7 protein-coding genes are annotated in these 8,431 nt (G+C 32.3%); 1 reads left to right on the plus strand and 6 read right to left on the minus strand.

Features of this window, described 5'->3' with window-relative positions:
• The first annotated feature begins 459 nt into the window (after positions 1-459).
• Positions 460-1,803: a sodium-dependent transporter gene (locus tag PHQ99_07110; GenBank protein MDD4289338.1), complete on the plus strand. Its 1,344-nt coding sequence runs from the start codon at positions 460-462 to the stop codon at positions 1,801-1,803.
• A gap of 80 nt (positions 1,804-1,883) precedes the next feature.
• Here PHQ99_07110 and PHQ99_07115 read toward each other — a convergent pair whose 3' ends face one another.
• From PHQ99_07115 to PHQ99_07140, 6 genes are all read right to left on the minus strand, one after another.
• Positions 1,884-3,053 (minus strand): M48 family metalloprotease, encoded by a 1,170-nt coding sequence (locus tag PHQ99_07115; GenBank protein MDD4289339.1) that lies wholly within the window; start codon positions 3,051-3,053, stop codon positions 1,884-1,886.
• A 20-nt stretch (positions 3,054-3,073) separates the two neighbouring features.
• Positions 3,074-4,306 (minus strand): alanine--tRNA ligase-related protein, encoded by a 1,233-nt coding sequence (locus PHQ99_07120; GenBank protein MDD4289340.1) that lies wholly within the window; start codon positions 4,304-4,306, stop codon positions 3,074-3,076.
• A 150-nt stretch (positions 4,307-4,456) separates the two neighbouring features.
• A complete protein-coding gene (locus PHQ99_07125; GenBank protein MDD4289341.1) occupies positions 4,457-5,248 on the minus strand; it encodes an ATP-binding cassette domain-containing protein in 792 nt (263 codons plus the stop codon).
• 18 nt (positions 5,249-5,266) lie between these two features.
• Complete coding sequence (locus tag PHQ99_07130; GenBank protein ID MDD4289342.1) at positions 5,267-6,193, minus strand: ABC transporter permease; 927 nt, start codon at positions 6,191-6,193, stop codon at positions 5,267-5,269.
• Between the two features lie 31 nt (positions 6,194-6,224).
• Positions 6,225-7,250 carry an ABC transporter substrate-binding protein gene (locus tag PHQ99_07135; protein MDD4289343.1) on the minus strand — a complete coding sequence of 342 codons (1,026 nt, stop codon included), beginning with the start codon at positions 7,248-7,250 and terminating at the stop codon, positions 6,225-6,227.
• 425 nt (positions 7,251-7,675) lie between these two features.
• Positions 7,676-8,431, minus strand: a 756-nt coding sequence (locus PHQ99_07140) for a TatD family hydrolase (protein MDD4289344.1), incomplete at its 5' end; no start/stop codon positions are given.

The following is an 8,431-nucleotide window of genomic DNA, read 5'->3' on the forward strand; positions in this document are numbered from 1 at the left end:
TTTGAAGTGCATTTAATTCATCTTTATTGTCTTTTTTCACTTATTTTGAATTATTTCTAATTAAACTCACCTATTTAAGCATTTTTGTTTTTCTGTCTTTCATTCTTTTTGACATTAATGATAAAAGGTGCTAAACTTTGAAATTAATTATATAATTATGACCTGCTAACAATATTAAATTACTAAATAATAAGTATTTCCTGAAGTTTAAGATTATTTTTATAGATTCTTGCAGCAAACTGTTTCTTTAGATATATTATAATTATAACAAACTAAAGTAATATATTGATATTTTACTATTCAACTGACATATTTGCTTATGTAAGAAATCTAAATTTGCTTTTTAAGGAGGTGGTAGCTTTTAGTTTTTTTGACTTTAAACTGGCCTTCATGTTTTAACTGAATTTTAGCTAAAATTGCATTCTTATATTATATTTTTAAATTAAGGAGATGGTAAAAATGAGTGATAATGGAAGAGGACAATGGCAGTCACGAGCTGGCTTTATTGCTGCTGCTGCCGGTTCGGCTATCGGATTAGGAAATATATGGCGTTTTCCGTATATTACCGGTAGGTATGGTGGTGGAGCATTTGTATTAGTTTATATTCTTTTGTTAATATTTATCGGTTATCCTGTAATGACCTCTGAATTAGTATTAGGCCGTAAAACTGAAAAAAACCCTGTCGGAGCTTATAGTGCCCTGGCACCAGGTAGTCCTTGGATAATCGTTGGATTTATGGGTGTCCTTGCTGGATTCATCATCCTTTCCTACTACTCAGTAGTGGCGGGATGGTCCCTTTCTTATATCTTTAAATCCGGAGCTTACATGGCTGCAGGTTCTGATGCCGCTAATATCTTTGTAGGTTCAATTTCATCAACTTTTGGAGGTATCTTCTGGCATACACTATTTATGGCTATCTGTATTGGTATTGTCTATGGCGGAGTTGAAAATGGAATTGAAAAATGGTCAAAAATTTTAATGCCTGTATTGCTTTTGTTGCTTATAGTACTGATAATTCGTTCTGTGACTTTACCTGGCGCAGGAGAGGGTTTGTCCTTCTATCTGAGACCGGATTTCAGCGCATTTAATGCCGAAGGTTTCTTGGCAGCTCTGGGACAGGTATTCTTTACTTTAAGCCTTGGGATGGGCTGTATGATAACCTATGGTAGTTACCTTAAGAAAGATGAAGATATTCCTTTAAATGCTAAGTATGTTGTAACTTTTGATACAGTTATTGCCCTGCTAGCAGGTTTTGTTATTTTCCCGGCAGTATTTGCATTTGGATTAGAACCTGCCACAGGACCTGGTCTTACATTTATAACATTACCGGCAGTTTTTTCCCAAATGGGAGCAGCTGGTCACATTTTTGGTACTATCTTCTTTATACTGTTAACTGTAGCAGCCTTAACATCTGCAATTTCTCTCCTGGAAGTTGTTGCTGCCTACTTTATTGATGAAATTAAATGGAATCGTAAAAAAGCGACAATTGGCATGGGAATAGCAATCTGGATTCTTGGTATATTCCCTTCACTGGGATACAGCAGTTTGTCCCATGTAAAACTAATAAAAGGATTTGATATATTAGACTCCTTTGACTTTTTTGCCAATAATGTCCTGTTGCCTTTAGGCGGATTGCTGATAGCTATCTTTATTGGATGGTTCTGGGGTACTGACAAGGCTCTGGAAGAAGCAAATCATGGAGCAGGTACAAAAATTGGAGCAAGCTACTCTTTCTTAATCAAATATGTAGTTCCAATTGCAGTATTTGTTGTTTTCTTAAACAGTATAGGAATTCTTGGATAAGTATTAGATAAATAGCATATTAAAAAAAGGATGGCTACTCATTAAAAGATTGGCCATCCTTTTTTTAATATTTATTATATTTAGTCACCAAATAACAATACCGGTAACTGTAACTTTAACTCCCATAGTATACTTGAAATAGCTTTTTTCATATTTTCGATTACTTCACTATGTTCGAATCCCTGCAATGAGACCTCTTCTTTGCTTAAGGATACAATGACTTTGCCATCAATACTTAAACTGCTTAGATCATTACCTGAGTATATTGTAATACTATAAGAATTTAAATCTACTCTTAGTGTTTCCTCTAATTTTTCTATTATACTGGTTGTTTTCCTGTTTATTTTCTCTACATCATTTCCTGTAAAACGTAATATTTCTTTATCATTTAGGATTATCGTAGAAACAATACTGTCTTTCTTTATTCTAATAATACCCTCTAAATTAAAGTATTCAGTAGTTAAACGGCGTTCTATCTTAATATTGTTGTCATTCAAATACTTCTTTATATTTTCTATTCTGTAATCAATATTCGGGTGAGTTTGGAATATTCCTAAATTTATATTTGGCTTAAAATAGTCTTTGCTATGGACTCTCTCAAAAAATGTCAACAGCGCTACAGGATGATAATCAGGGCTTTTGTTGAGTAATTCTAAAGCGGTTAAATCTGCTTCTTCTTCATATTCTCTACGGTAATTATTCAACACAGTAATTGTAGTTAGTTCTCCTATTAATCCTACGGCAGGATCTCCAGTTAAAAGAACCGCAAAAAGTTCAACTAATTTCATTTTTCGATTATCCTGCATCTGCTTTATAGAGTGCTGGCAAATAACATGTCCCATTTCATGGGCGATAATTGCTGCTAACTCATCATCTGAGTGTACATAATCAAGCAAATCAGATGTGATATAAATAAACCCGCCAGGAAAGGCAAATGCGTTTACTCCTTCCTGGTTTATAATATTAAAGTGATAATTTATTTCCTTTATTTCAGATATTTTTTTTAAATGCTCACCAATTTTTTCTATTCTCTTCAAATTATCAATATCTTCCACCAAATCATATCGTTTTTCAATTCTTTCAGCTAATTTTCGGCCAATTTTTTCCTCTTTCTCGAAATCACGATCTGCTCCATTTACTGATAATATAAAAGTAAGAAAGAGTATAGTAATAAATAATATACTTATTGCAGAATAAAATTTAGCTTGATTTGATATTCTTTTCTTCATATTTTTTCTATTGGTTTTCATAATAATTCCATTATTAGGATTTATTTATTCCATTCATTATTGACAACCATCTCAGAAATATATTTGACAATTGTTTTATTAATTAAAGGCAGTTCTTCATTATTTTTCAGTTTAGCCATTGCTAAATATTCTGAACCTCCTCCTTTTCCTTTGCCATTATCTAATAATTTTTTTAATAAATTCCCCATATGAATTGAAATATTTTGGGAACATCCCAGACACAAAACCGGTTCAGGTCTTTCTGCCCCCAGAATAACTAAATAATTATCTTCATTTATTATTGCTAAAGCTAAATTCTTTAGCTGCTGTACAGTCTTTCCACTAAATGTCTTATTTATTATTAAATAACCATTCTCTCCTGTATTGGCTTTATTTTTTAGGATTTCAACTTCAAACTGTAATATCCTTTTCTCTAAACTTCTATTTTCTTTATCCAGCTCCTTTTTCTCTTTGCTTAGTTTAATAACTTTTTCTTCAAGATTACTTATTCCGGTTGTGAATAAATTGGAAAGATTTTTTACAATATAATGCTTATTTTGATAATCAAGAAAACCGCGATGCCCACATAAAAAGGATATTCTGGTTTTATCTTTACGTTTTTCCCAGTTATTAATTTTGATTATAGCCACTTCTCCTGTATTTCTGCAATGGGTTCCCCCGCAGGCATTAATATCATATTCAGCAATTTCTACTATTCTCAATTTTTCATTTAATTTTTGTTGTTTTTTCCTTAACTCTTCATAAATGTCACTTTTATTTTCATCTATATAATATTGATAAATTGGTTTATTCGAATAAATGATTTTATTACAAAAACATTCCAATTCTTCTATTTTCTTTTCTTCAAGCGAAGTAAATGGTATGTCAATAGTACATATTTCTACCCCCATGTGAAATGATAAAGTGTCTTTCTGCCATAATTCCTTTAGCACGCTTGATAATATATGTTGTCCGGTATGTTGCTGCATATGGTCGAATCTTGTTTCCCACTCTATCTCGCCATTTACACTCATCCCCGGATTAAACCTTGCATCTCCTTTTAGATAATGAATAATGTCACCATCTAATTCCTGTACATCAACTACCGGAAATCCCGATATATTCCCTTTATCACAAATTTGCCCACCAGCTTCCGGGTAAAAACATGTTTGATTTAAGATTAATTCAATTAAGTCATTTTTTTGCTGAACATTAATCACTTTTGCCTGAAACTTTTTTTTATAAGAATCAGTATGAAATAATTTTTTTGTCATAAAAATCTCCAGGTATAAAGAATAATATATTTTAATTAGCTATTTTAAAGAATAAAGGCATATTATAATTTTAACATAAATAAAAAAATCTTCTGAAATTAATCAGAAGATTTTTTATAAAATGATTAAAGATTCTTATTGATTATACTTTTATGCCAGAACTAATTCATCCTCAACATACTCTTCCTTCCTTAGTTTAGAAAATTGCTTTAATAAATAATCTATAGTGACATTCTCTCTTTTCTTACCGGCAATGTCCAATATTATTCTTCCTCTGTCCATCATTATAGTCCTGTTTCCTAATCTAAGGGCCTCTTGCATATTATGGGTAACCATTATAGTTGTCAGTTTTTTCTCCTTAACTATGCTTTGAGTTATTGCCTGTATTCTTTTACTAATTTCAGGGTCAAGAGAAGCTGTATGTTCATCTAACAAAAGTAATTTTGGGTCAAACATAGTTGCCATTAATATGGTTAAGGCCTGTCTTTGTCCACCTGATAAAAATGCTACTTTCTTAGATAACATATTCTCCAATCCCAGGTCCAATTGTGCCAATTTGCTACAGAAAAACTCTCTTCTCTTTGGAGTGACCCCCAGACGTAAACCTCGTCCATAACGTTTTATTGAAAGAATTAAATTTTCTTCAATAGTCATTGATGGAGCTGTACCCATTAAAGGATCCTGAAAGACTCTTCCAATATATTTTGCCCTTTCATGCTCAGGTTTTCTGCTTACGTCATGATTGTCAATTTTCACAATCCCTTTATCCGGTAATATTGTTCCTGCAATCATGTTTAACAAAGTTGATTTACCTGCACCATTACTTCCGATAATTGTTAAAAAATCACCTTCTGTAATGTTTATATTAATTCCCTTTAAGGCAATTACTTCATGGGTACTGCCTCTGGAAAAACATTTGTCAATATTTTTTAAGGTTAACATAATCCTTACCTCTTTAATTTATTTATTGTCCCCACCATTAGAACCATTTGAGGTTGCAATAGCTTTAATTCTTCCTCTAAAAATTGGAAGTGTCAATGCAATTACTACTAATAATACAGATATTAGTTTTAAATCTCCCGGTTGAAAACCAAATTTATATCCATATCTCAAAGCAATCATAACAGTTGTCCTGTATATTATGGAACCGATTATTACACTTATTGTCATCCATCCAATACTGCCGTTCCTTATAATGCTGTGACCAATAATTACCGATGCTAAACCGGCAACAATTGTTCCAATACCCATTCCCACATCTGCGAATCCGGAGTATTGAGCAAATAAGGATCCTGACAGAGCAACTAATCCATTAGAGATACACAAGCCTATTATTTTTGTCAGTTTTGTGTCAACACCAAGACTTCTTATCATCTGCTCGTTATCACCGGTCGCCCTTATTGCCATTCCTATTTCAGTAGATAAAAAATAATCGAGTATAAATTTCACAATTAAAATTATCAATAAAAAGAGAAAAGGAGTTAACTGATCAATTGAAAAAGAAGGAAATAGATTATTAAAGCTATCAATAAGTGTTATTTTCCCTAAAAGTGGTATATTTGATTTCCCCATTATTCTTAAATTAACAGAGTAAAGCAAAGTCATAGTGAGAATGCCTGATAAAAGATTAGTAAATTTTAATCTGGTATGAAAAAAAGCAGTTAAACCTCCTGCTAATATACCGCCAATAACAGCTAATAAAATTGCTGTAACAGGATGCCCTCCCGAAAATATAATCTTTGCTGTAATAGCCGCACCTAATGGAAAAGTACCGTCTACTGACAAATCAGGAAAATCCAATATTTGAAAAGTTATATATACTCCCAATGCCATGATACCAAATACAAGACCTTGTTCCAATGCATGAAATACTAAGCTCCAATTCATTTTATGTTAACTCCTCCCTCTTAATGTTTTGCTATTCACTTTTATTCCAGGATAATCCGCCAAATACTATAGAATCTGCATCTGCTAACAATTCAGAAGGAACTGTTAAACCTAATTGTTCTGCAATATCCATATTTATGACAAATTTAAGTTGTTCCGGCTGATCTAATTTACCTATAGGAATTTCCGAAGGTTGTTTTCCTTCAAGTATCTGTAATGCTTTTTCAGCACTTTTCTGTCCCAAAGTAAAATAATCTATTCCAAAAGAGGCGAAACCCCCATCTGATACATTTGTAGGATCGGCTAATATTATTGGTATTTTTTCGTCCAGAGATACTTTTACAATTGAACTAATTGCAGAAACCGCAACATTGTCTGTAACAATATAAAAGACATCTACTCTTCCAGCCAATGATTGTGCAGCCATTAATACTTCATTAGAATTGCTGACTGTTGCTTCTATTAGTTCCAGACCCAGACCTTCACATATTTCTTTAGATAATTCTACCTGCACTACTGAATTGGCTTCACCTGCATTATAGATTGTTCCTACTCTTTCAGCCTGCGGGAAAAACTGTGGTATTAGCTTTAATTGTGCTTCATTTGGAGCCGCATCAGACATTCCGGTTACATTATTTCCAGAACTTTCCCAACTTTCTGCAATATTTGCAGCCACCGGATCTGTAATTGCCCCAATAATTATAGGTATCTCTTCGGTAACTTGAGCAGCTGCCTGAGCTATAGGGGTTGAAATAGCATATATTATATCTACATTATCATCTTTAAATTTTTGGGCAATTGAAATAGCATTACTAAATTCCCCCTGGGCATTTTGGAAATCATAAATCACATCTTCACCAGTAACATATCCTGCTTTTTCCATTCCATCAACAAACCCGTCACGACAATTATCCAGTGCCGGGTGCTCTACAATCTGGCTAACTCCAATTTTTATCGGAGCCGCAAAAACTGCAGTACTCGTTAATAAAAAAGTTAATATAATTACTACTACACCAATTATCATAAAAACTTCTGATTTTTTTGAATTTGTTCTCATCTCATTTCCTCCTTTTTTTTATAAAGAACTTTTCAATAAAATTACTGTAAACATTGTTTTTTGTTTAAATTGTTTATCATCCCCTTTCCTTTAAAATAAAAAACCACGAATGTTTAATACACCCGTGGTTAAAAATAAAACCACAGGAACTTACCTGAGGTAAATGCCTGTGGTTTATTAATCTTAATAGATTTTACTTACTACTATTAAAACCGATGGCACTTACCCCGGAATATAATAGTAGTAAAAATAATTATTCTTTTGTCGCGTTATTTTGTTTATATTTTTCATAATCTCAACTAACTCTTTTATATTGGTTATTATTGTAACCACTTACTGTAAAAAAGTCAATACAGATTAAAAAATTTTATATGAAAGTAATAACTATTTAAATATGAATATTTTTAATAATTCTATCATGTCTTCTATAGTTTCTTTAAACTAAAAAAATCCCTGGCATTTTTAGAAGTTATTTTGGCTATCTCGTCTATGTCTTTTTCTTTAATCTCGGCAATTTTTTCTGCAATGATCGGTATATATTTTGGTTCATTTGGCTTTCCCCGAAAAGGTACTGGAGTGAGAAAAGGAGAGTCTGTTTCCAGTAGTATATTATCTATCGGAATCTCCTTTACTATTTTTACCAATTCTTTGGCATTCTTAAAAGTAACAACTCCACCTATCCCAAAAAAATATCCTCTTTCTATACACCATTGAGCCATATCCATATCGCCGGAAAAGCAATGCAGGACTACTTTCATGTTTTTTGCCTTTTCTTTTAATATTTTTATAGTATCATAATGTGCATCTCTATCATGAATAATTACAGGTAAATTATATTTTTTAGCTAAGTCAATTTGTTCCCTGAATATACTTTTCTGATCTTCTTTCTTGCTATGCATGTAATAATAATCCAGCCCTATCTCACCAAGTGCTACATTTTTTGGATTTGATATCATTGTTTCTAACTCATATAATTCCTCTTCTCTTATCTTTTTACTTTCATGCGGGTGAAATCCGATCGCAGTAAAAACATCCTTATATTGCTTTGCATAATTTATATTCTTTTTACTGGATTCCAAATCAACACCAATTGTAATAATATCTTTTACGCCACTCTTAAGAGCATCGCTGATAACTACATCTGTTTTTTTCTTTATAATATCCAGATGAGCATGTGTTTC

Source organism: Atribacterota bacterium, assembly GCA_028703475.1.
GTDB lineage: Bacteria > Atribacterota > Phoenicimicrobiia > Phoenicimicrobiales > Stramentimicrobiaceae > JAQVMU01.